Source organism: Rhizobacter sp. P3_B12 (assembly GCF_056402895.1).
In genome coordinates this window covers 1-962 of sequence record NZ_JBFUGN010001510.1, presented here as the reverse complement: position 1 = coordinate 962, position 962 = coordinate 1, and the positions used below count along the sequence as shown (strand labels likewise).

At 69.8% G+C, this 962-nt stretch carries 1 protein-coding gene and 1 pseudogene; both read right to left on the bottom strand.

Going from position 1 to position 962, the window contains the following annotated elements:
* Window positions 1-406 (bottom strand): annotated as a pseudogene (locus AC1D01_RS36510) (hypothetical protein); the annotation flags it as partial.
* A gap of 149 nt (window positions 407-555) precedes the next feature.
* A partial coding sequence (locus AC1D01_RS36505; RefSeq protein WP_477874669.1) for a translocation/assembly module TamB domain-containing protein occupies window positions 556-962 on the bottom strand: 407 nt, incomplete at its 5' end.

The window sequence follows — 962 nt, the reverse complement described above, 5'->3', positions numbered from 1 at the left end:
ATATGACGGTGCCGCTCGCCTGCACGTAGTCGCCCACTTTCACGTCGGCGCCGCCCGGCGCGTAGACGAACAGGCCTTCGGAGGTCTTCGGGTCGGCATCGGCGACCGGCTGCTGGAGGAAGAAGCCCTTCAGCTGCTCGTCGCCCTGGAAATCGGCGGTGACGACGCCGCGCACCGTGACGGCCTGGCCGTCGAACGGGCTCAGCGCGCCGGGGCCCTGCACCGCGGTGATGTCGCGCAGCGTGTTCGGCGCGGCGGGGCAGTCCGGCAAGGTGGTGACGGGCGGGTTGCCTGCGCCGGGGGCGGGAGCGTCATCACCACCGCCGCCGCAGGCCGACAGCGCGGCCAGCAGGCCGACGATGACGCCGGAGGTCCAGGACGCGTGCCACTTGGAATGGTTCGACATGCAAGTTCTCCCTGTTCGCGGAACTTCCGTCCGCAACTTCAACCGAGMACCGCGACCGCGAGGGGCGGCCGGCAAAGCCGCGCAGGTTGCGCTGCCGGCGYGTCAGCGTCGTGACACGGGGGGTACTTGCAATTTCACGGCCAGCACGTTCACTGCCAGCGCAGCGTCCAGATGAAATCCAGCGAGTTGTCGAGCCCCGACTGCGCGCGCAGCGTGAAGCGCTGGGCGATGCGGTAGATCAGCTGCCAGTTGCCGGTGGTCGCGTTCAGGCTGCGCTCGTAGCCGACGTACCAGCGCCGCGACAGCTGCTTGCCGAGCGACACCACCGTCTCGCGCACGTCGGTCGCGCTGTTCGTGTTCTGCGACACCGACAGGTCGTCGATGCCCAGCACCTTCAGCGGGTCGGCGCCACCGCCTTCGCCGCTCAGCAGCGCCAGCGCCGCGCGCTGCAGCAGCGCGGTGTCCGACTTGCCCAGCCCGTCGCTCGCGCGGCCGAGCAGCATCCACGAGAGCTTGTCGATGTCGGACATCTCCGGCTCGGAGAACAGCCGCAGGC